21 protein-coding genes are annotated in these 22,248 nt (G+C 63.6%); 10 read left to right on the plus strand and 11 right to left on the minus strand.

Features of this window, described 5'->3' with window-relative positions:
• The 4 genes from KGJ62_10295 to rpmH form a co-directional block, all read right to left on the minus strand.
• The coding region (locus KGJ62_10295; GenBank protein ID MDE2126968.1) for a membrane protein insertase YidC at positions 1-943 on the minus strand (943 nt) is incomplete at its 3' end.
• A gap of 21 nt (positions 944-964) precedes the next feature.
• The gene (yidD, locus tag KGJ62_10300; GenBank protein MDE2126969.1) at positions 965-1,162 is read right to left on the minus strand and encodes a membrane protein insertion efficiency factor YidD; all 198 of its coding nucleotides are present in this window, start codon (positions 1,160-1,162) and stop codon (positions 965-967) included.
• 56 nt (positions 1,163-1,218) lie between these two features.
• Positions 1,219-1,566, minus strand: a complete 348-nt coding sequence (rnpA, locus tag KGJ62_10305; GenBank protein ID MDE2126970.1) for a ribonuclease P protein component — start codon at positions 1,564-1,566, stop codon at positions 1,219-1,221.
• Between the two features lie 186 nt (positions 1,567-1,752).
• Positions 1,753-1,887, minus strand: coding sequence for a 50S ribosomal protein L34 (gene rpmH, locus KGJ62_10310; GenBank protein MDE2126971.1), 135 nt, complete (start codon positions 1,885-1,887; stop codon positions 1,753-1,755).
• Between the two features lie 129 nt (positions 1,888-2,016).
• Between rpmH and KGJ62_10315 the strand changes: the two genes are divergently transcribed.
• From KGJ62_10315 to KGJ62_10330, 4 genes are read left to right on the plus strand one after another with little or no spacing between them, the layout of a single operon-like run.
• The gene (locus tag KGJ62_10315) at positions 2,017-2,775 is read left to right on the plus strand and encodes a WecB/TagA/CpsF family glycosyltransferase (protein ID MDE2126972.1); all 759 of its coding nucleotides are present in this window, start codon (positions 2,017-2,019) and stop codon (positions 2,773-2,775) included.
• Positions 2,765-3,820, plus strand: coding sequence for a Gfo/Idh/MocA family oxidoreductase (locus tag KGJ62_10320; protein MDE2126973.1), 1,056 nt, complete (start codon positions 2,765-2,767; stop codon positions 3,818-3,820). Before KGJ62_10315 ends, KGJ62_10320 begins: the two co-directional genes overlap by 11 nt.
• Before the next feature lie 58 nt (positions 3,821-3,878).
• On the plus strand, positions 3,879-4,172 hold the full coding sequence (locus tag KGJ62_10325) for a Dabb family protein (GenBank protein ID MDE2126974.1): 294 nt from the start codon (positions 3,879-3,881) through the stop codon (positions 4,170-4,172).
• Between the two features lie 35 nt (positions 4,173-4,207).
• Entirely contained in the window at positions 4,208-4,930 is a 723-nt protein-coding gene (locus KGJ62_10330) for an NAD(P)-dependent oxidoreductase (GenBank protein MDE2126975.1), read from the plus strand.
• A gap of 7 nt (positions 4,931-4,937) precedes the next feature.
• On the opposite strand, the gene hslV is transcribed toward KGJ62_10330, so the two are convergent.
• Entirely contained in the window at positions 4,938-5,477 is a 540-nt protein-coding gene (gene hslV, locus KGJ62_10335; GenBank protein MDE2126976.1) for an ATP-dependent protease subunit HslV, read from the minus strand.
• Between the two features lie 161 nt (positions 5,478-5,638).
• Here hslV and KGJ62_10340 point away from each other — a divergent pair, with 161 nt between their 5' ends.
• Entirely contained in the window at positions 5,639-7,912 is a 2,274-nt protein-coding gene (locus tag KGJ62_10340) for a right-handed parallel beta-helix repeat-containing protein (GenBank protein MDE2126977.1), read from the plus strand.
• 109 nt (positions 7,913-8,021) lie between these two features.
• On the opposite strand, the gene KGJ62_10345 is transcribed toward KGJ62_10340, so the two are convergent.
• The 4 genes from KGJ62_10345 to KGJ62_10360 all read right to left on the minus strand — a co-directional run bounded on the left by KGJ62_10345 (position 8,022) and on the right by KGJ62_10360 (position 11,358).
• On the minus strand, positions 8,022-8,570 hold the full coding sequence (locus KGJ62_10345; protein MDE2126978.1) for an SRPBCC domain-containing protein: 549 nt from the start codon (positions 8,568-8,570) through the stop codon (positions 8,022-8,024).
• Positions 8,571-8,605: 35 nt separating this feature from the next.
• A complete protein-coding gene (locus KGJ62_10350) occupies positions 8,606-8,911 on the minus strand; it encodes a winged helix-turn-helix transcriptional regulator (GenBank protein MDE2126979.1) in 306 nt (101 codons plus the stop codon).
• A gap of 146 nt (positions 8,912-9,057) precedes the next feature.
• On the minus strand, positions 9,058-9,390 hold the full coding sequence (locus KGJ62_10355) for a YnfA family protein (GenBank protein MDE2126980.1): 333 nt from the start codon (positions 9,388-9,390) through the stop codon (positions 9,058-9,060).
• A gap of 24 nt (positions 9,391-9,414) precedes the next feature.
• A complete protein-coding gene (locus KGJ62_10360) occupies positions 9,415-11,358 on the minus strand; it encodes a phosphoesterase (GenBank protein ID MDE2126981.1) in 1,944 nt (647 codons plus the stop codon).
• Positions 11,359-11,583: 225 nt separating this feature from the next.
• Here KGJ62_10360 and KGJ62_10365 point away from each other — a divergent pair, with 225 nt between their 5' ends.
• From KGJ62_10365 to KGJ62_10375, 3 genes are all read left to right on the plus strand, one after another.
• A complete protein-coding gene (locus KGJ62_10365; protein ID MDE2126982.1) occupies positions 11,584-12,900 on the plus strand; it encodes a DUF1015 domain-containing protein in 1,317 nt (438 codons plus the stop codon).
• An 11-nt stretch (positions 12,901-12,911) separates the two neighbouring features.
• Entirely contained in the window at positions 12,912-15,128 is a 2,217-nt protein-coding gene (locus tag KGJ62_10370; protein MDE2126983.1) for a UvrD-helicase domain-containing protein, read from the plus strand.
• Positions 15,129-15,452: 324 nt separating this feature from the next.
• Positions 15,453-16,295, plus strand: coding sequence for a VIT1/CCC1 transporter family protein (locus tag KGJ62_10375; protein ID MDE2126984.1), 843 nt, complete (start codon positions 15,453-15,455; stop codon positions 16,293-16,295).
• A 17-nt stretch (positions 16,296-16,312) separates the two neighbouring features.
• Here the strand turns inward: KGJ62_10375 and KGJ62_10380 are convergent, their stop codons facing one another.
• Positions 16,313-17,740: a hypothetical protein gene (locus tag KGJ62_10380; GenBank protein ID MDE2126985.1), complete on the minus strand. Its 1,428-nt coding sequence runs from the start codon at positions 17,738-17,740 to the stop codon at positions 16,313-16,315.
• Between the two features lie 169 nt (positions 17,741-17,909).
• On the opposite strand from KGJ62_10380, the gene KGJ62_10385 reads away from it, so the two are divergent.
• Both KGJ62_10385 and KGJ62_10390 read left to right on the plus strand, forming a co-directional pair.
• A complete protein-coding gene (locus KGJ62_10385; protein ID MDE2126986.1) occupies positions 17,910-18,284 on the plus strand; it encodes a hypothetical protein in 375 nt (124 codons plus the stop codon).
• Positions 18,277-19,695: an amidase gene (locus tag KGJ62_10390; protein ID MDE2126987.1), complete on the plus strand. Its 1,419-nt coding sequence runs from the start codon at positions 18,277-18,279 to the stop codon at positions 19,693-19,695. The genes KGJ62_10385 and KGJ62_10390 overlap by 8 nt, the downstream gene beginning before the upstream one ends.
• 80 nt (positions 19,696-19,775) lie before the next feature.
• Here KGJ62_10390 and KGJ62_10395 read toward each other — a convergent pair whose 3' ends face one another.
• The gene (locus tag KGJ62_10395) at positions 19,776-21,830 is read right to left on the minus strand and encodes a M13 family metallopeptidase (protein ID MDE2126988.1); all 2,055 of its coding nucleotides are present in this window, start codon (positions 21,828-21,830) and stop codon (positions 19,776-19,778) included.
• Between the last annotated feature and the right edge of the window lie 418 nt (positions 21,831-22,248).

Consider the following 22,248-nt stretch of genomic DNA (forward strand, 5'->3'; position numbering starts at 1 on the left):
CGGCGTACAGAATAAGAATCGGGTAGTCGAATGTGGCCAGGTTGGTGGCCAGCACGTTTGGCATGTGATGCGAAAGCGCGCTGCCAATCCACAGAAACGTGCCGTTGGCGAAGTGGAACTGATAGAGCCGGATCACGCTATAGACCCACCAGGTAAGTGGAAGCGGGATCAACATGGGGATGCACCCGGCCATGGGGTTCACCCCATGCTCCTTGTACGTCTCCATGATCTTCATATTCAGGTCTTTGCTGCCCTTCATTCGCTTCTGCAGGTCCGCGATGATCGGCTGGATCCGGCGCATCTCCCGCTGACTGGCATACGACTTGAGGTAGAAGGGAAATGTGATTGCCTTTACGGCAAGTGCGATGAGTACCAGGGCAAACCAGTAGCTGAAGCCCGGCAGGCTGCCGGTAAGGCTGACGACGGAATTGAGCAGCTTGTAGCTGATGTACCGCGAGTTGCGCAGGTCGATCTCGTTCTCTATGGCGCGGCGCAGGTCCACGTTTCCGGCGGCGCCGTAGATGTGCTGGCGCGCCTGATCCGCCTCCGGCGAATCGCTGTAGGTGCTGAGAAGCTGATTCAAAACGCCATCGGCCTTGTAGCCGAGGCCGGTCAGTTCGTCTTCCTTCTCGGTGCCGCCAATCTGCCGCAGCGTTACCTGGTAGTTATCGGCATGCAGCGCGTTCCATGCCATCAAAGCCGCGCGCAGCAGCGCATCGGCCTGCACGGGCCCGTTCGTGCCGGAGTGATTCTTGACGCTGATATAGGCATCAAAAGCCCGGTCCAGTTCGTTGGAGGCCGCATCCCGCTGAGCCTTGGCAAACCGGCTGTCGAACTGCGGATTCTGCGCGCTGGCGGGCATGCCAACGGCCATCAAAACCACAAAAAGTGGAAAGAAGCGAAGAGCTGTTGTGAAGGTGAGGGTTGGTTTAGAGCGAAGCATAAATGGTGATATCGCAGGCGTTCACGGAACGGGATCGAAACCGCCGGAAGAGAAGGGATTGCAGCGCAGAATCCGACGGAAGCCGAGCGCCACTCCGTGCCACACACCGTATCGGATAATTGCCTGTGCGGCATACTCCGAACACGTGGGAGAGAATCGGCAGGATGCCGGACGGAACCGGCTGCCGGATTGATAGATGCGGATCAACCCGGTGGCGATGCGGCGCGCCGCCGGCGGCGGCTGCGCGGACCCTGAGCCTCCGATCACACCCTGGCCTAATCGCACGTTACCGGTCCTCCCGCCACGCCGGCGGCGCACAATGACTGCGCAACTTCGGCACACAATGCGCTCCACGGCGCGCGGAGCGCTTCCTTCCGACAGATTACGGCAACATCACCGGCAGCGGATCCCGGCGCCGGCGCAAAGGCGCGCACCGCTTCGCGAAGCCGCCGCTTCATGCGGTTGCGCTCCACGGAACCGCCCTGCCGTTTGCTGGCGATATAGGCAAACCGGCTTGCCGAGCCTCCGCCGGATCGGCGACGAAGTACGCGCAGAACGCAGAAACTGCCCGCTATCCTGCGGCCGCTTGCGACCGCCTTTCGCACGTCGCGGCCGGCGGCCATGGAGGGTGGCGGTTTTCCATGCGGCTTGAGGTTGCACATCGCGATAAGGGCGCGGCGCAAACCCGCAGCATGTCGCCGGCTATCCGGCGCCGACAACCAGCGGTTGCGCATCAGCACGCAAAACACTGACGAAATCGGCCCGCGCCCGGTTTCCCGGCAATCAGGGAGCCGTGCAAAGGAGGCCGTCTATTTGATCAGCTCGTGCCGACCGCGCTGGCGCCGCCTGCGCAGCGTATTCCGCCCATCATGCGTCCGCATCTTGCGGCGAAAGCCATGCACTCTTGCGTGACGGCGGTTATGCGGCTGGTAGGTTCGCTTCATCCTTGCGTCTCAATCCTGCGAGAAAGTCCAACCAGTATAGCACACACTACAGCCATCGCGCATCATCCGGATTCCGCGGAGCCGGCCAGCCTGAAAGGCAGAATCCGCAATGGGTATACTGCCACCGTTATGACCACAGTGGTGGAGCGTCCCGCGTTACCGCATATCCAGGTACTGGGTTTCGCCGTGCACGATCTTGGCATGGATGGTGCGCTCGACGCTATCGACACCTTCATCGCGGAGGGTTCGCCTCACATTGTTGTTACCGCCGACTCCTCGATGCTGGTTATGGCGCAGCACGATGAGGAGCTTGCGGCCATTCTGCGCAAGGCCGCCCTGGTTACCGTAGACAGCGCCGGCGTTCTGTGGGCGGCGCGTCGCAATGGCGCCTCGCTCCGGACGCGCGTCTCCGGCGTGGAACTGGTTGAGCAGCTCTGCAAGCACTCACAGCAGCGTGGTATCCGCCTCTACTTTCTGGGATCCGCGCCGGGAATCGCGCAGGGCGCGGCCGCGGAGATGGAGCGGCGGTATCCCGGCGCGGTCATGGTGGGTGCGTACCATGGTTACTATCCCGCCGAAGAGGAGCAGTTGGTTTGCGACGAGGTTCGCAGGGCCAGGCCCGATGTCTTGTGCGTGGCAATGGGCATTCCCAGGCAGGAGAAGTGGATCAACCAGCATCAAAACGAGATCGGCGTGCCCGTGGCGATTGGTGTCGGCGGCACCTTCGACGTGCTCTCGGGATCGGTGCGGCGGGCGCCTCGCTGGATCCAGTCCGCTCGCCTGGAGTGGCTCTGGCGCACGCTGGCCAATCCGAAAAAAGCCCACAAAGCGGCTCTGCTGCCGAGATTTGTGGTAATGAACCTGCTCAGGCGCCGTAATGGCTGCTGAAGCAGCCGCGCCGGTCAGTGTCGCGCTGGTCGGCTGCGCCACCGGCTGGCCACTGTGGGGCGCGGCGCTGCGCGTCAATCGCGCACTGAACGTTACAGCGGTTATGGATGGCGATGACTTTGCCGCTCGCACCGCCGCGCGCGGGCTGCGCAAGCCCGCCATTCACCACACCGTCACGGATCTGCTCGCCGGCGACAAGCCGGTATCGGCCGCCCTGGTAGCTCTGCCGCCGGCGGAGCGCGGTGTGGCTATAGCACGGCTCATCGAACGGGGCATGCACGTACTGGCGGAAGCGCCGATTGCCGCCACGTTGGGTGAGGCAGAGGCACTGTGCCGTGACGCGGAAGCGCAAGGCGTACTGCTGATGCCTGCATTCACGCGCCGGTTTGAACCCGATATCAACGAGCTGGCCGCAATGGCCCGCGAAGATCGTGCCCGCGAGCAGCAGGCGCGCTGCGAATGGTGGCTCCCCACCGACCGTGATCGCGACACCACCGGAGACCTGCAGCCGGAGTGGCCCGATTGGCGCGACGTATGGCGCTCGGCCGCGCTTCAGGCCGCCGACGTTGGCCGTATGCTGCTGGGAGACGCCGAGAGCGTGAGCGCGGATCTGGATGAACCGAAGGATTCGGGGCCCGGGAAGGGGCGATCGATGCAGGCCCATCTCATCGTGCGGCACCGGCACGGCACCGGTGTTCAGCATATCGGAACTACACCCGGGGTGCATACACTGGAGCGCTATACACTGGTTTGCCAGGGCTCACGGCTGCAGATCGATATCAGCCCCTGGCGCGATACCGGCGATGCGGAGGGTGAGGCGCTTGAGCGCCATACTCGCATGCTGACTCACTTTGCGGCGGCCGTGTCCGGCGCCGAAACCGCAGAGGTCACGTGCCGCGATGCCGTCGCTGCCCAGGAGATCGTAGAGGCAGCCCGAATCTCCTCGCGCGACCACATCAAGACCGCGCTGCCGCTGTTTCCGATCGATCCGGCGCGTGGCGGCGGCGGGCAGGAAGCGGAGACGGACGAGCCGGCGCGGATTTGAGGGCCACATCGGCATCGGGCTTTACAACCCGGCAGCCATCTGGAGAGGGAGAAGCAGCGTGATCGAGCATCTGGTTCTATTCAAGTGGCGCGACACCGTTACGCCACGGGACGTTGCGGAAATCCGCGAGGCGCTGCTCGGCATGCGGGGACGCATAGACGGTCTGCAGGACCTGGTGTGCGGTGAGAACTTTTCGGAGCGGGCACAGGGCTGGCAGTTTGGCCTGGCGGTGCGGTTTGAGACCCGTGAAGCGCTGGAAGCTTACGCAAGGGATCCGGTTCATGAGAAGGTTGTGGAGCAGTTCATTAATCCGGCGCGGTCCGAGGTTTTGGCGCTGGATTTCGAGATATAGCGGACCTGCCTCGCCGCAGGCCGATGGAGGGTGGAATGCGCGTGCTTGCGGTAGGTGGATCGGGCTATGTCGCCGGGCTCACGCTCCCGCTGCTGGCCCCTCGGTTCCAGTTTCGCGTTTTTGACCGGCAGCCGCCTCCGCCCGACCTGCCATGTGACTACCTCGCCGGCGATGTCCGGGATCCGGCCGCGCTTGAGCGCGCCATGACGGGATGCGACGCGCTGCTTTACATGGCGATGGGCTGCAAGGAGTTCCGATCTCCGGAGGGCGCCCTGAGCGCGTTCGATGTGAATGTTACCGGGCTCTACCTGGCGCTGCGGGTTGCCCAGGATGCCGGGATCCGCCGGGCGGTGGTCACGAGTAGTATGTCGGTCTACGAGGGCCTTTGCAAAACGCGGATTGACAGCGAGGATGAGCCGGCTGACGCCATGGGCGTATACGGGCTCACGAAGCGGCTTGGTGAGGAGGCGTGCCAAGCGGCTGCCTCGCAGTGGGGTATGCACGTGGTCACGCTTCGCCTATGTCTGCCGGTGAGCGCGGCAGAGTGGATGGAGAAGAACCCGGGCGGCGAACCGACGATTATGACGGAGGCCTCCGACACGGCGCGCGCCATCGAGGCGGCGCTTCTGCGCGATGGCGAAGGATTCGAAGCCTTTATGATCAGCGGCGACTACACCGGGAAGCACATGAGCCTGCGTAAAGCCGAACAGCTGCTCGACTGGCGGCCGATGATGCGGCCCGAAACCGCCGCCACGTGATGCGGACCTACTCGAGCTCCTCCACCACTACCTGGTCGTTGGTATAGATGCAGATTTCCGCGGCAATCGCCATAGCCCGGACGGCGATCTCGCGCGCGGTCAACTTGGTACTCCGCACCAGCGCCTTGGCCGCCGCGGCCGCATACGGCCCGCCCGATCCGATGGCGGCGATACCGTCATCCGGTTCGATTACATTGCCGTCGCCGGAGAGCACGTAGATCGTCTCGCCATCGGAAACAATCATCATCGCCTCCAGACGGCGCATCATCCGGTCGGTCCGCCAGTCCTTGGCAAACTCGATGGCGGCGCGCGTCAGGTTGCCGCTCACCGTTTCCAGCTTGCGTTCAAAGTGGTCGGCCAGTGCCTGAGCGTCGGCAACCGACCCGGCAAAACCGGCCAGGACTCTGCCCTGGTACAAACGGCGCACTTTCCGGGCGGTGTGCTTCATCACCGCATTCTGAAGCGTTACCTGCCCGTCGCCGGCCAGGGCCACGCGGCCGCCCGCCTTCACGCCAACAATGGTGGTGGATCGAATTCGCTTGGTCATGGCTGAATAGCATACCCACGGCGTGCCGCCCGCTGCGGCGCAGGAAACGCGGCGCCTCACGCGGAAGTGACCGTGAATCACAAAACCGTCACCTGCCGCCCCCTCGTTCACCCATGCCCCACTTGCTGCGCGCAGCAGCGTCCATCAGCCTGCTGATTAGCATGCAGTCTTCGCTTGCCGACACGGTTTACGTCTCGCCCTCGGGCAGTGACGGCGCCGCCGGTACCCGCGGCGCCCCGGTGCGCACGATCTCGCAGGCGCTCAGCCGCCGGGCGAACCGCATCGTACTGGAGGCTGGCCTATACCGCATCGAGGCGCCGATCACGATCGGTCCGGAGAGCAGCGGCCTTACCATTGAGGCCGACGCCGGCGCTCATCCGGTGGTCACGTCGGCGGAGCGACTGCGGCTGGTGTGGCGGCGGTGGCAGGGAGGCGTGTACCGGGCTTCCGTGCCCACGCACGTGCGCGCGATCGACAGCCTCTGGGTGGCCGGCCGCCATGAGGTGCTGGCGCGATACCCGAACTTCGACGCCGACGCGCCCTATCTCAACGGCGCCTCCTCCAGCGCCCTCTCGGCCGACCGTGCCGCGCGCTGGTCGGATCCGCGCGGGGCTATTGTTCACGCCATGCAGCAGGGTTTGTGGGGTGATGAGTGGTTTGAGATAACGGGGAAGTCGCCGGATGGCGAGCCGCTGCTGAGCCCCCCGTGGGGCAACAACCGTCCATCGCCGCCGCATCCGAACTATCGTTACGTGGAAGGGCTGCTGGAGGAGCTGGACGCTCCGGGCGAGTGGTATTTTGATGCCGCTCGCCACTTTCTGTACTACTACCCGCATATCGGAATGGATCTCGCCACGGCGGATGTGGAGGCTTCCGAGAGCGCGGAGCTGTTCCACATCGACGGCGGCGCCGGCGGTACGGTTCGCGGTGTGACGCTGAGTGGGCTCAGCTTTGAGCGCACCGCGCGCTCGTTTCGCGATACGCGCGAGCCACTGCTGCGTAGTGACTGGGAGATCGCCCGCCGAGGCGTGGTGGTTCTGGAGAACACCGATGGCTGCCGAATCGACCGGTGCCGGTTTGTGGACGTGGGCAGCAACGGCGTGTTTGTATCGGGCAGAAACCACCGCGCAGTTGTGAGCGGCTGCCTGTTCCAGGATGTAGGCGCCAGCGGCATCTGCTTTGTGGGTCGGCCCACGGCCGTGCGCAGCCCGCTCTTCCACTACTCGGAGCGCCTGGCGCTTGACCAGGTCGACCCCACGCCGGGTCCGCGTGGCGATGCCTACCCGATGGAGTGCATGGCTCAGGACTGCCTGATGCTCCGCACGGGCCGCGTCGAGCTTCAATCTGCGGGTGTGGAAATCTCGATGGCGCGGCGGATCACGGTGGACCACTGTACGATTCGCGACGTGCCCCGCGCCGGCATCAATATCGGCGACGGCTGCTGGGGCGGAGACCTGATCGAGAACTGCGATGTGAGTGACACGGTGCTGGAGAGCAGCGACCATGGTGCGTTCAACTCATGGGGCCGCGATCGCTATTGGGGCGTCGATTTCGCCGGCAAACCGATGCCGCCCGGCATGCCCGAGTGGGACACGATTGAGCCGAACGTACTGAGGCATAACCGTTTTCAGTGCGCACACGGGTGGGATATCGATCTGGACGATGGCAGCAGCAACTACGTTATTGAGGATAACCTCTGTATGCAGGGCGGCCTCAAGCTCCGCGAAGGCTACGACCGAACCGTGCGCAACAACCTGATCCTGTTCAATGGATTGCACCTGCACGTATGGTTCACCGCCAGCCACGATATCATCGAACGTAACCTGGTCTCCTCGCCCTACGCGCCGATTGAGATGCCGGCGGTGTGGGGCACGGCCGTAAATCGCAACTTCCTGTGCCTGCCTGGTCAGCCCGTGCGAACCGCCGGCGAACTGCAGCGCGTCAGTCACGCCGACGCCGACTCCCTGGAGGGCGATCCCGGCTTTGTCAACGCGGCCGCCGGTGACTATCGGCTCATTCGGAATGCTCCCGCGCTGGCGACCGGCTTTGTGCCGTTTCGGCTTTCCGGATTCGGCGTAACCGATCCGGCGCTGCAGCGGCTTGCTTCCGGCATGGTGCAGGGCGGCGCCACGCCGCCGGTGGATGGCGCCAGGCGGCGAGCAGAGCAGGCCTTTCTGGGCGGGCGCGTGGAGAACCTGACCGGCATGGGTGACGTTTCGGCCACGGGTATGTATGCCGAGACCGGTGTGCTGGTGCTGGAGGCGCCCGATGGTTCGGAGCTGCGCGAGTTGGGAATCACCGCGCGAGACGTGGTGCTCGCCTGGGACGAGACTCCGACGCCGGACGTTGGATCGTTGGTTCAGGCGGCGCGCAGGCAGCTGCACCCTGCGCAGATCACCGTGTGGCGCAGCCAGAAACGCACGCCGATTCCGTAGGCGCAGCGGCGGCGGTGCGGTTGCGTTCCAGGCTGGACGACAAACGGCATCATCCCACTGAGGTTCTTCCACGATGCGTGGGGGCGCGTAGGTTGTATGCGCAGCGCGGTTACCAGGCCGGCGGCTCGACACCGAACTGGGCCGCATACTCCTTGTTCAGGCGCTGCCAGCCGCCGAACTTCATTGCATCGCCGGCAACCATGCGGCCGATCGGCGCCCCGCTGAGCATGCGATCGAGAACGTCGAGGCAGATGTGCCAGCCCGCGGCGCCCATGGAGATATACCGGCGACCGATCCTTGCACGCAGCGTCAGCCGTGTGCCATCCGGCAGCGCTTCCAGCTCCCAACGGGTATCGAGACCGTTCCACGCGAACTCCAGCAGAGTCGGCGCCTCGGCGTGGGTCACGGTGGTCTCGGTGACGTGCGGCGACGGCGCTCCAACCGTGGTCAACTTCACCACAGCTCCTACCCGGTCCAAACTCACGTCGGCATCAAACGGCGCCCACTCGCGCAGCTGAGCCGGGTCGGTTATCGCCTTCCAGACTTTTTCCGGCGAGTGGTGCAGTTCTCTCACGAGAACGAGCAGCCAGTTCTCTCCGTCCTTCTGTACTTCCGCCCCGAATGCAGGGGCCGGCATATATGGATCGCGATCGGTCATCTTCTGCTCCTTGAGTTCCATGTTGGTGGTACAGGCTATTCGACGCGGTCCAGATGGCGCTCGAGCGCGTCCACGTGCGCGGACAAGAGCCTGCGAAACGGAGTGAGCCACGCATCAACTTCCTGCAGCGCCTCCGGTTTCAGGCGGTAGAGGCGGCGCTGTGCATCCACCGTGCACTCCACCACGCCGGCCTCCCGTAGAACGCGCAGGTGCTTGGACACAGTGGGTTGAGACATGCGCAGACGACGCTCGATCGTCCCGACCGAATGCTGCGACGAGGCAAGCAGGCTCAGTATTGCCCGGCGGTTTGGTTCCGCAATCACGTCGAACACAGATTCCATGCCAATAATATACCCATTTAGACATATACGTGTCAAGGCATATATCACGTTGAGATGATGATAGAACCACGAAACAACCGATTCCGGAATCGCGGCCGGCTGCTTGCCGCGGCCGGCCCGCGACGCGATATGGCCAAAAGACAGGCTTACCGGCGGGGCCAGTACATGATGACGGCCACCCCGACCAGGCAGATGCAGGCGCCCCAGCATTCGGCAGGGTCGGGCACTCGGCCGTCGAGCCGCCAGCCCCACAGCAGCGACATGATGATGAAGACGCCGCCGTACGCCGCGTAGATCCGGCCGAAACTGCCCTCCGGCTGCAGAACGGGCAGTACGCCATACAGCGCGAGAAGGATGGCGCCGAGGAGACCGAGCACCGGAGGTTGACCCTTCCGGAGCCACTGCCACATCAGCCAGCCGCCGCCAATCTCAAAAAGGCCGGCGCCAAGGAAGAGCAGCGCCGACCTTAAAACTATCAACGGACTGATGATGCGCGTCGCACGCTAATTCGGCGCGGGAGTTGGGTCGGTGGATGGCCTCGGATTGAAATCGGGCGGGATATTGTTCGGAATTCCCAGCCGGATATCCACGGGCGTCACGCCGGCAAGCCGGCATGGCTGTGACCCACCGGGAGGCAGACCGAGCACCACCGACTCCGGTATCTCCACGTACGAGGCAGGAAGCGGGGCGGCGATGCCTTCCAGGCGCGCCGGATCGAACGCCGACGCAAGATCGGTAACGCCTGGCGTCAAGGCGTCGGCCGGACCCAGATTGGCCAGCCCGTACCGGGTTTTGCCCAGATGACGGGCGTGTAGTTCGTCCGGCAGTTTCGCCAGCGGGATGAGTTGGAAAACGTTATCTACAAACTTCACCACCGAAGCCTGGTCGCCCTCAGCGTGCGCCACATAGTGGACGCGAGCCCACGGCGATATAAGCAGCAATGGAATCCGCGGACCATCGGTCATGCGGGATCCGTCCGGCCCAAACGTGCGGGCCGGCGGCGGGATGTGGTCGTAATCACCCTCGGAGTCATCCCACGTGATAATGATGGCGCACTGCTTCCAGTATGGGCTTTTTGCTATACGATTGATGGTGTCTGCCGCCATCGCTTCACTGATCTGCGAGTCGGAGTCGCCGGGGTGGTCGTCGTCACCTTCAAAGTCACCTGACCGGCGCGCCCTGGGCTGAACCGGTTTCAGGCCAAGCTCATTCTGGCTTCCACCCTTGATGAAGAAGACCCCGCCCGCGGCCGGCAGGGCGTGGTGAGCCACGTCCGCGGCGAAATCGTGCATGCCGTGCATTTCGGAGCGCATCCGCGGGTTGTTGGCGATATAGCCGAAATACTGCGGACCGTCGTGGTGCGTCACGAAGGAAAAGTGCTGACCTTCGGCATCGACCCGGCCGTTATCTGCCGGGCGCTTGTCATACCCCTCCTGATACCATCCGAAGCCGACCGGCCGCCGGTTTGCAGCCGTAACCGCCCGAATATCGTGGTGCACGTCGGCAAGGTCTTGAGCGGCGTTGGTATCGGCGGCGGCCGTCCGCTTCAGGCTCCGGCCGCGCAGCGTCAACGGGATGGTGGCGTATGTGAGGTTGATCTGCGGATGCGCGGAACCGCGGCCGCCTTCCGCCGGCATCTTGTTGGGGCTCGTATCCTTTTTGGATCCCCAGAAAGGATCGGCATCTCCCAGTACGGGTACGCCGCTGCCGTTTGAGCCGGGGGCGTTGAACGCCTCGTCCGGATGCAGCACCCACTGGGTTTCGCCCGATTGGGCCCCAATAATCGCCAGGTTGCCCGGCGTGGATGGGCCGGCTATCAGCTGGAATATGTGATCGAACAGAACGAAACGGTTCGCGTAGCGCCACAGCAGCGGAATCGTTGAGCAATCCTCGTGCGCCATCGTCAATTCGCCATATTGCCGGGCCTTGAGCGATGGGTTTCCGGTGTGCGTGATGCGCCGCTCTTCGGTGACGGCATACCGATCCATGCGTGGCTTGCCGCCTACTACGTCCATTTTGGCCAGAATGGCGGTATGCGCGTGTGTGACGTCGTCCTGGTCCGCGGCGTACTGCGCCGGGCCCATTCGAAACGGCTGGATGGTACCGACCGAGCCGTCGGTATTGATCAGCAGTTGATGGAAGCCTGGTGTATCCTGCGATGGGCGCGAGTAGATTCCATCGGCGCCGGGAAACGTACCGAAGTAGGAGTCGAAGGAGCGATTCTCTTGATAGATAACAAAGACGTACTTGACTCTGCGTCGAAGCAATTGCCAGATGCGCTGTGCTGAAAGGTGCGGTTCACGCGCGGCGGCGACAACAAACGGCCGGATGGCCGCATCGGGTGGGGCCGCGTGGTAGTTGACGCGCACCGGCGCATCGGCCGACGCAGACAGAACGAGCACGCCAAGCGCGCACAATGCGGGCATCACAGGTTGTAAAAGCTTCATGACGAGAGCTTCCTCCGAGTCTCATGGCGGGCGCCGGGTTTGTGCCGATCTGCGTCCGGCCGCCCGCCTCCATGGTACCTGTTGACCCGGGCCAACGCCTGTGACACAGTGGGCCGGAAAGGTTAAGTCTCGGTTAAACTGCCGTTCGAGCATACCCGGGGAGGCAGGCGGTCGCCGCGGGTATACTTGCCGACACCCGGCGGCAGGATTCTGAAAGGAGTGTCTATGGCGGTCGTTCGTCCGTTTTGCGGCATCCACTTCGATGGGGAGCGCGTCGACCTGGCTCAGGTCGCGGCGCCTCCTTACGACGTGATCTCGCCCGCCGAGCAGGAGGCTCTGTACGACAGGAGCCCGCACAACATCATTCGGCTGATCCTGAACCGCGCCGAGCCGGGAGATTCGGAGCACGCGCGGTATGACCGGGCTGGAGCCTGGCTGCGCACGGAGTTGGACGAGCAGATTCTGCGACGCGACACGCAGCCGGCGCTTTACGAATACGTACAGCGCTTCAACGATCCGATCGCACCCGCCAAGGTCCATGAGCGCCGGACGCTGCTGTGCACCCTGGAGCTTCAGCCCTACTCTGCCGGCGTGGTTCTGCCGCACGAAGAGACCCACTCGAAGGCGAAGGCCGACCGGCTGATGCTCATGACGGCCACACAGTCCAACCCGGAACCGATCTACGGCCTGTATGAGGATGCCGCCGGCGATGTCGCGGCGGCACTGGATGGGGCCACCCGCTCAGCCGCGCCACTGCTGCAACTGGGTGCGCCCGGCGACGCCGAAACGTGCGGTGAGCACACCGTCTGGCGCCACGCCGATGAGACTTTGTGCCGGGAGATCGTCGCCCTGTTTGCGCCCCGTCGCGTTTGGATTGCCGACGGCCACCACCGTTACGAAACCGCGCTTGCGTATGAGGAGCGGCAGCGTGCCGCGGGACGCGCCACCGGCGGCAGCAGTTCGCAGATACTGATCGGCCTCACAGCCTTTGAAGACCCGGGGATTGTGGTGCTGCCCACGCACCGGATGGTTCTGCGCGGCGCCATGGCTGCCGCGCACATGCCCGGCCTGTTGAATCTGCTCGGCAAGTGGTTCTCGGTCACGCGCGATGTCGATCCGGAGAGTTTCCTGGCGGGGCGCGGTGGAGAGGGTCGGTTTGTGATGCTGGCGGGCGCCGGCACGCCACGCCGGTACGGCCTGGCGCTGCGAGACCGGGCCGAGATGGAGACGCTGGCCGAGGCGGGCCATTGCGAGGCATGGCGCCGACTGGATGTCTCGGTGCTGCAGACGCTGGTTTTGGATCACAGCCTGGGTATCCGCTGGAAGGATTTGGCGGCCACAACCGAAGTTGCCTACACGCGTGACGCCGTACAGGCGGCGGAGTGGGTTGCCGCCGGCGAATGGCAGCTGGCATTTCTTCTGCCGCAGCCGAGCGTGGAGGAGGTCCGCGACGTGGCCGCAGCGGGCGACAAGATGCCGCAGAAATCCACCTTCTTCTATCCGAAGCTGTGGAGCGGCCTGATCCTCCGATCGCTGCTTTGACAGGCGTATCGATGCGCCGGGAGGATCACCGGCTTCTCGAAGGCCTGAACGAGCGCCAGCGTGAAGCCGTCACGTGGGGTGATGGACCGCTGCTCATTTTCGCGGGCGCCGGCAGCGGCAAAACGCGGGTTCTTACGCATCGGGTGGCATGGCTGGTTGCCGAGCGTGCGCTGCCACCGAGATCGATCGTAGCCGTTACGTTCACCAACAAGGCAGCGCGTGAAATGCGAGGGCGGATTGAAGGGCTTACCGGCAGCCTCACGGCGCGATCCATCGCGGCCGGCACGTTTCATTCGATGTGCGCGCGATGGCTGCGGGAGTTTGCGGACTACGCCGGAGTAAGCCGCAACTTCACCATCTACGACGATACCGACCAGATGGCGCTGATGAAGCACTGCCTGGCCGAGCTTAACGTGAACACCGAGCATATCGCGCCGCGCGCGGTGCTCTCACGCATCAGCCGTGCGAAGGAGAACCTGCTCACTCCGGAAGCGTTCGCCGGCCTTGCGTCGGACTATTTTGAAGAGCAGTGCGCGCGCGCGTACACGGCCTACCAGGAATCGCTGGCGCTCAACGACGCACTCGATTTCGACGATCTGCTGATGATGATGGTGCAGGTGATCGAGCGCTCGCAGGTGGTTCGCGACGCCATGCAAGGCCGATTTCAGAGCGTTCTGGTCGACGAGTTTCAGGATGTGAACGCGGCGCAGTACCGGCTGATACGGCGACTCGCCGAAACGCACCGCAATCTTTGCGTGGTCGGGGACGATGATCAATCGATCTACCGCTTCCGCGGCGCCGACGTCCGGTTGATCCTGCAGTTTGAGGAAGACTATCCGGACGCCCATGTGGTGAAGCTGGAGCAGAACTACCGCTCCACCAGTATCATCCTGAACGCCGCCAACGCCGTGGTGGAAAGAAACCCATCGCGCCGGGCTAAAAGGCTCTGGACGGCTGCCGAGGGTGGAAAGCCGCTGACGCGGATTGACGCCGACAACGACCAGGAAGAAGCGGTTGGTATCGTTCGGCTCATCTCGGCCGACAGCGGTCCAAACCGCCGCAGCCTGAACGAGTTCGCCGTGCTGTATCGCACCAACGCGCAGAGCCGAGTGTTGGAAGAAGCGATGCGCAACTGGTCGATTCCATACCGCATCGTCGGCGGGCTGCGCTTTTACGACCGGAAGGAGATCCGCGACATCATTGCCTATCTCCGCGTACTCCGCAACCCGGCCGACAGCGTGAGCCTGAAACGTATTGTCAACGAGCCGCCGAGGGGGATCGGCAACACCACCGTCGGGACGGCCGAGAGGCTTGCCGCCGAGCAGGGCATAACGCTGTGGAGCGCATTGGAGCAGATGGCGACAAGCGGCGATGTGGCAAATCGAACGCGCCGCGCTGTGGGCAGCTTTCTGGAGATGATGGCGCTGGTCGGCAGCCGGCGCGAAGAACTGACCGTCACCGAACTCACGGTCTCTCTGCTGCAGCACAGTGGCTATCGCGATTCTCTGAGCGAGGGTGGCTCCGAGGAGGGTTTCAACCGGCTGGAAAACCTGAACGAACTGCTTGCCGTGACGGCGCAGTTTGAGCAGCAGACCGAGAATGCCAGCCTGGACCTGTTCCTGGAACAGGTTAGCCTGGTTGCCGATGTGGACACAATGGAAGAGTCGTCCGAGGCCGTCACTCTGATGACCCTGCACTCCGCGAAGGGCCTGGAGTTCCCGGTCGTCTTTCTTTCTGGTCTGGAAGAAGGCGTGTTTCCGCACATGCGCTCGCTGGAGGGCGGCGCTGCGGAACTGGAGGAGGAGCGGCGACTTTGCTATGTAGGCATCACGCGGGCGCGCGATGAGCTTGTGCTTAGCTGGGCGTGCCGCCGGGCTTTGTACGGCGGAATCCAGTACATGCGGCCCTCGCGCTTTCTTGACGAGATTCCGGCAGAACTGTTTGGCTCCCGCGGGACGCGGAACCGCACGCCACTTCCTGAGCCCCGGCGCCGCGAGCCTGTGGAAGTAAGCGAGCTGGACTGGGCGCCGGTGCGAACCGTTCGCACGAACGTGACGCCCGATTCTCCATACCGGCTTGGCCAGCGGGTGCGCCATGCCGTGTTCGGAAAAGGTGTAGTGGTGGCGGTCGGCGCCGAGGGGAGCGAGGTTGCTGTAGACGTTGCGTTTCCGGATGTCGGCATCAAGAAGCTGATGCCTTCTTTCGTGCCGCTGGAGATACTGCCTTGATCGGCGCTTCCGCAGGAGGGCAGCGCGTTGGCTGAGAGCCGCGTTATCTCGGCGCTGCGCGCCGCTTACGACCGAGAAGCGGAAGCCGCGCAGTGCTACCGACTTTTAGCCGAGCAGCAGAAGGAGGAGCGGCGCGCTCACATATTTATCCGGCTGGCAGAGGCTGAGGAGGACCATGCCCGCCGCTTCTCCGAGCGAATTGTCGCTCTCGGAGGCGCGCCTCCCCCGCCGATTGGCCCGGCTACCGCGGCACAGCGGATGATGACGCGCACACTGGGAGCCGACGCGATGCTGCGCCGGATGGAAGCTGAGGAAGAGAAGAACATGGCGCAGTTTGCCAGGCACGCCGCAGCGCTGGCGGAGGATGCCGAGTCGCATACGCTATTCAACACGATTGAGGAGGAAGAGAAGCACCACGCCGCTTTACTGCACGGGCTCAAGCCGCCGGTAGAGCCCAAAACGCGCCTTGAGGCGCTGTTGAAGGCGGAGAAGTGGCATGTAAACACCGGCAGCTGGATCGGCGACTCGATCTACGGCATCAACGACGGGCTGGGCGCGGTATTCGGAATCGTCAGTGGTATGGCGGGTTACGCCGGCGGTCGGCATGTGGTGCTGGTAGCCGGCATGTTCGGGATGCTGGCTTCCGCGCTGTCGATGGGTTCCAGCGCCTACATGGCCGGCAAGTCGGAACGCGAGGTTTATGAGGCCGAGCTGATGCGCGAGAAGGCGGAAATCGTCGACTCGCCGGAGCACGAAAAGGAGGAGCTGGGCCTGCTCCTGCAGTTGAAGGGGCTTGACGAAGCTGACGCAACGGCGATGGCGGAGCGCATCGCGCAGCAGCCGGACCAGTTTCTGAAAACGATGGCCCAGGAAGAGCTGGGACTCAGCGAACGACACTTTCCAAATCCGTGGATCAGCGCGGTTTCAGCTCTGGTATCCACCGCGATCGGCGGTACGATCCCCGTTCTGCCCTTCATGTTCACACACGGCATGCCGGCGCTGGTGGCGGCCGCCATCGTCGGTATGGCGGCCCACTTCGTTGTTGGCGCCGCGAAGAGCGTGGTGACCGCCCGCTCATGGGTATGGAGCGGATTGGAGATGACGCTGATCGGCTTCATCTCCGGTGGAATCACCTACGGAATCGGCGCGCTGGCACACGCCGCGTAAGAGCAGCTCCGCCGGCGCTACTTTGTCTGCTGCTGCAGGAACCCCGCCCAATCCGGCGCGTTTCCAGGCTGCGATAGCGCGAGTTGGCCGTAAGAGGTCAGATAGTTCCCGGGCTGTGGTACGTAGACCGCCAGACCGTTAGAGTTGGCCTGGCCCGTACTGCCGTGGGCTGCCGTGATGACGGCGCCGGTCTGGCCCGTAAGCGCCGCCTGGAGATTCACGCCGGCCTGTTTCACATCGGAAAACGCCGTGCCGGGCACGCTTCCTCCACCGGTGCCCACCCCATTGAGGATCAGGCTGATATAGTTGTAAAGGTCCTTGTTATCATGGTAATCGTAGGCCTGCGCATTATCACGGGCGGCGCCGTAGAGAGTGGCCTCGACGCTGTTGTGCAGCGTAAGGGCTTTACCGAACGTCTCCATGGCTTGACCGACTGCCTGCATCTTCGACAGATCGATCACCGATTGCGTGATGTCGGTCGCCGATGAGTATGGCGGGTTGTTCACAAACTCCTTGACGATGCTGGTACCCACGGCGCACGGATTGGCGGCATCGGCCTTCAGATCGGTCAGCCACTTGTCGTAGGGGTATCCCGGCCCGGGCGGGCTCTCTTCGGAGCCGACCATCACGCGGGCGCTATTGCGCAGTTCGTAGGCGACCTCCACCATGCCTTCCAAAGATGCATCGAAGACGATCATGTCGAGGGGCTGCGCCAGGTTTTGCAAAGCCAGCGGAAGCTCCCACGTCTCAATCTCCCAGTTGGTTTCGTTGTCCTGCGAGACGGCATTGGCCTTTGGCGACGTGATATGCCGGTACGCGCTGCGGTATGCCGGCCGCCATCCGGAGCCATGGTCCCAAATCAGGAGCATAACGTTATCGGCCGGATAGTTGGAGACGCCCCAATGCACAAAATCGGAAAGCACCTGGTAGGCGCCCATATCCGACTGGTCCGCCGGCAGCCCGGCATCGTTCGGATTGTAGGATTTCCCATTGGTGCTGGGATCGGCAAGCCGATCGGGGTCCAAAACCGTGGTGTTTCCGTTTTCAATGGCCTGCACATCGGTGGCGTTGTGCTGTTTGATGAAGTAGCGGCGGGTGCCCACAAACGAGGCGTTTCCACAACCCGGGTCGGAACAGGTTCCCGCAGCGGCCTGTTTCCACTGTACAACGATATTCACGTTGGCATCTGAGCCGACGGATGCAATCTGACCCATGTTCAGCAGACTGTATGGCTGCAGGTCGTTAGCGGCGTTCATGTAGATAAGCACCGTCCATTTGGCGCGGCCAGCCTGGTGTGCATTGGTTGCGCATGCGGCGCGGCCGGCGGGCGGTGGAGGAACCACCGCGCCGCCGCCGCCGCCGCAGCCGGAAAACGAGGCGCCGGCAATCCCGATGATGCCGGTCCATAGCGAGGCTCGCCGCAACCAGTTGCCCGCTTTCAACATTCCTGCACCTCCTGCGTGCGCCTACCCGGCGCGAAGCGCGCACATCGCTCAAGTCTCCAAAACCGTGGGGGATTCGTTCCGGGCTGCTCGCACGCGTTGTTGCGGGGCAAAGGGGAAGAGGCTATAATAGGCTCGCCCGGTGAGGAATTATACCACGGCGGCCGTCCCCATGCTTGACGCAACTTGGCGATGGGTGATCGGTGGCGCCGCCCACCATCTCGCTTGCCTGGAGGACCACAGAGTGAAACGGAAGGCTGCCATGACTCGCCGTGAATTCTCAACGATACTAGCCGGCGCCGCTGCGGGGCTGGCCGTTCCGGCAGCAGCGCAAACGCCGGCTGAACCGGCCAAACCGCCGGTGGATGGGCGCATTGCGTGGCTGATATCGGAACGTGGCGCTTCCGGCACCGAGGCGCAAAACAGCGGTATCGCCGACCAGTTGAAGCAGATAGACGGTACCGCGGCGGCAATGCGCAAGTATCACCTGGATGATGGCGGCAGCGAACCGGCGACCGTTTTTTTCGCGGAGCGAAGCCATGCGTAAACAGATACCGGACCGGGACGTGTGGTTTCTTTCGGCCACCGAACTCGGCGCCCGCATCCGCGCCGGCGAGGTGACCTCCGTGGAGTTGACTCGCCTCTACCTCTCGCGACTGGAGCATGAGGGGCGCCGCTTGAACGCCGTTGCCGAACTGACCGCCGACCTTGCAATGAAACAGGCGAAAGCTGCCGACGCCGAGGCAGCTCACAAACGGTTCCGCAGCCCGCTGCACGGCGTTCCGTTTGGCGTGAAGGACCTGTTCGCCACCGCGGGTATTCCAACGCGCTGGGGTTCGCCGGCGCACAGCGACCAGGTTTTTCCGTACGATGCCACCGTGGTGAAGCGGCTGCGCGAGGCCGGCGCCGTGCTGGTGGCCAAACTGGCCATGGTGGAGCTCGCGGGCGGCGGCGGTTACGAAACGCCCGGCGCTTCCATCACCGGCCCGGGCCTTTGCCCCTGGAATGCCGATCGGTGGTCGGGCGGATCCTCCTCCGGCTCCGGCGCAGCCGTCGGCGCCGGCGCGGTTGGCTTCGCCCTTGGCACCGAGACATGGGGCAGCATCACCGTTCCCGCTGCGTTCTGTGGCGTTTCGGGCCTGCGGCCCACCTATGCGCGAGTGAGCCGGCACGGCGCCATGGCGCTCTGCTGGACGATGGACAAGGTTGGCGCGCTGTGCCGCTCCGCCGAAGACTGCGGCCATGTGCTGGCGATCATCGGCGGCCACGATCCGAACGACGCCACCAGCGCGCCGGGAAAGTTCGCCTTCCGGGCGCGAGCCGCAACATCATCGGCGGCTCGGCCGGTAAGGCTGGGAATCCTGCCGCAGAATTACCGTAAATCACCAGACGCCAAGCGGCTTTTTGACGCCGCCGTGGCTGTTTTCCGGGGCCTGGGATTCCATACGGCTCCTGCAAAGTATCCGGCTGGAATACCGTACGATGCGGCCGCCAATGCCATTGTGACGGCCGAGGGATCCGCCGCATTTGAAAACCTGATACGCAGCGAAAAACTGGCGCTGCTCGCCGATCCTTCGCAGCAGGCCGGGCTGCTGTCCGGCCTCGCGATGCCGGCGGCCGATTACCTACGCGCGCTCCGGATCCGGACGCAAGCCCTAAAGGCGCTGAACACCCTCTGGACGCGGTTTGACGCGCTCATCGCTCCCACGCTGCTGACCCCGGCGATACCGGCCAACGCCAACATGAACACCCTGGATGTTCCCTGGGGCGGAAACGGCGGGCCGGGCAACCTTGCCGGCTGGCCGTCTATCTCCGTGCCCATGGGCTTTACCGCCAATGAGCACCTGCCGCTGGGCCTGGAGATCATCGGCAAGCCATTCGCCGAGCAGACGATCCTCTCGATCGCGATGGCCTGGCAGAAGCATACCAGCTTCCACCGGCAGCACCCGGCGATCTAGCAGCGCCTGCCTGCTGCGCGCAGGGCGCAATTTGGCCTGCTCACATGTGGTATTCACCGGCGTTCACGGCGCCGGCGCGCCTACCAGATCATCATCTTCTGGCGCTGCGTCACCCAGTCGGGCACGGGCTGACCGAACGCCTGGTAGAACTCGGGCATAAGCGAGGTCGGACCGATAACGCGATATTCGGCTGGAGAGTGCGGATCGGTGTTGATCTGCAGGCGCAGGCTTTGGTCGCGCATCTTCTCGCGCCACAACTGGGCGTATGCAATGAAAAAGCGCTGATCCGGTGTAAAGCCATCAATCTTCGCCGGTTCCGGATGCGCCTTCTCGGCTAACTGGAATGCCGTCCAGGCGATCCGCATGCCGCCGATATCCGCCGTGTTCTCACCCAACGTCAATGCGCCGTTGATGTGCAGCGTCCCTATCGGCACATAGGCGCTGTACTGCTTTACGATGAGGTTGCTCCGCTCCTTGTAAGCCGCCGCGTCGGCCTTTGTCCACCACTCTTTGAGGTTGCCGGAGGCATCAAAACGGCGGCCCTGGTCATCGAATCCGTGCGTCATTTCGTGGCCGATCACCATTCCGATGCGTCCGTAGTTGACGGCATCGTCCGCCGCGGTATCGAAGAATGGAGGCTGCAGAATGCCGGCCGGGAAGTTGATGCTGTTATCGCGCGGAGAGTAGTAGGCATTCACGGTTGGCGGCGACATTCCCCATTCGTTCCGGTTCCGCGGTTTGCCGATTCGCGAAAGGCTGCGACGGAAGCCATATTCGGCGCCCTGCTGAATGTTGGCGAAGAACGAGCTGCGCACAATCGGCAGCCCAGCATATTTCCGCCACTTCGACGGATATCCCACATTTATCGCGATTGCATCTACCTTGTGGAGCGCCTGCTTATGCGTTGCGGCGCTCATCCAGGCTACCGAGGCAAGGCGCCCACGCAGCACAGCGCGCAGGTTCCGCACCATCATCAGCGAACGCTCACGCGCGGCAGGCGGGAATGCCCGCGCAACGTAGAGGCGGCCGAGCGCCTCTCCGAGCATCCTGTTGGTTACGGCCACGATGCGGCGCCAGCGCGGCTGGTTGACTGGAATACCTCTCAGCTGCTTGCCGGTGAAGGCGAAGTCGGCCGCCACAAAGGGTTGGCTGAGATACGGCGCAGCGCGGGCGACAACGTGCCAGCGAAGATAGGCCTGCCAATCGGGCGGCGGCGTGGTTTCAATCATCTTGCCGACAGCCGTCAGCGCGGCCGGATTACCGACGTTGACCTGGGTGTTGGTATGCATGCCCAGGTCGTTGAGGTACCGCTGCCAATCAATCCCCGGCGTCAGCGCATTGATCTGGGCCAGGGTCATCACATGCAGGGTGGCATACGGGTTTCGCCGCTTTGCTCGCTCCATGGCTGACTTAGCCATGGCCGTCTCCATCCGCATCACCGTCTGAGCATCGGCTGCCGCCTGATCGGCCGGCTCGCCGATGAGGCCGAGCATGGTGGCTACATGCTGAACGTACGCAGCGCGGATGCGGGCCATCCGCGGATTCTTGCTGAGGTAGAAGTCGCGGTTGGGCAGCCCCAAGCCGCCCTCGTCCCAACCGAAGATCGTCTTGTTGGCATCGGTTGGCAGGCCGCGCGCGCCGGCGCTGAATGCGGCTCCGACGCCTTCCATCTGCAGCTTCGCGATGGTGTCCAGCACGCCTGTAGCGTCGTAGATTTTCGCGATATCATCCAGTTCCGGCTGGATCGGCCTGTATCCGGCCGCATCGATCGCGGCACGATCCATACCGCTGGCGTAGAGGTCACCCACCTTCTGGATCGCGCTGCCGGGCGCCGCGGTTTTGTCGGCTGCCGCGTCGGTAACGATCTGGTGCAGCAAGTTCATGTTCCGCAAGTAGAGGCCATTGAAGTTGCCCCATGAGGCCTGGTCCGGCGGGATTGTCGTGGTTTTCAGCCAGTTGCCGTTTGCAAATCCATACAGGTCTTTAACGGGATCCACCGATCGGTCCATACTCGCGAGGTCCAGGCCGCGCGTCCAAACCGTGTGTCCCCCCGTTGACCCGGTTTGAGCGCGCAGCACGACCTGCGAACCGGCGGCCGACCAGCAAACGAGTACAAGGCAAAGTAACTGCTTCATGCGCGAAATCTCCTGCGGCTCAGCGGAACCAAAAACTACGAGGACAAGGGAAGGGGCACGAAAAACCCGGCGGTACATTCGATACCGATGCCGCAAAATCCTTCCTTTGTGCGGCTGAAGGGCACACAGGCGATAGATACTAGTTGTTACACATGCACCCGGCCTGAAGTGTTACCACGGTGCCCGGGGGTACAGAAGCGGCAAGTGGACCTTTACGCGGCGCGCACCCGCACACCGGCAGCCGAGCATGAGGCGTTTTGTGCCTCACACCTGGGCGTAACCCAGCCATGCTGCATATGTCACATACGGTCCATTGGTCCCATTCGGAGGCTCAGGCTCCGCGACAAGCCGGTCGCGCAGAGCGGAGATGGGACAACTACGGCAACTGAGACCTATGGGAGACACCATCACCCGAAGA

The organism is Armatimonadota bacterium (assembly GCA_028871815.1).
GTDB lineage: Bacteria > Armatimonadota > Chthonomonadetes > Chthonomonadales > Chthonomonadaceae > REEB205.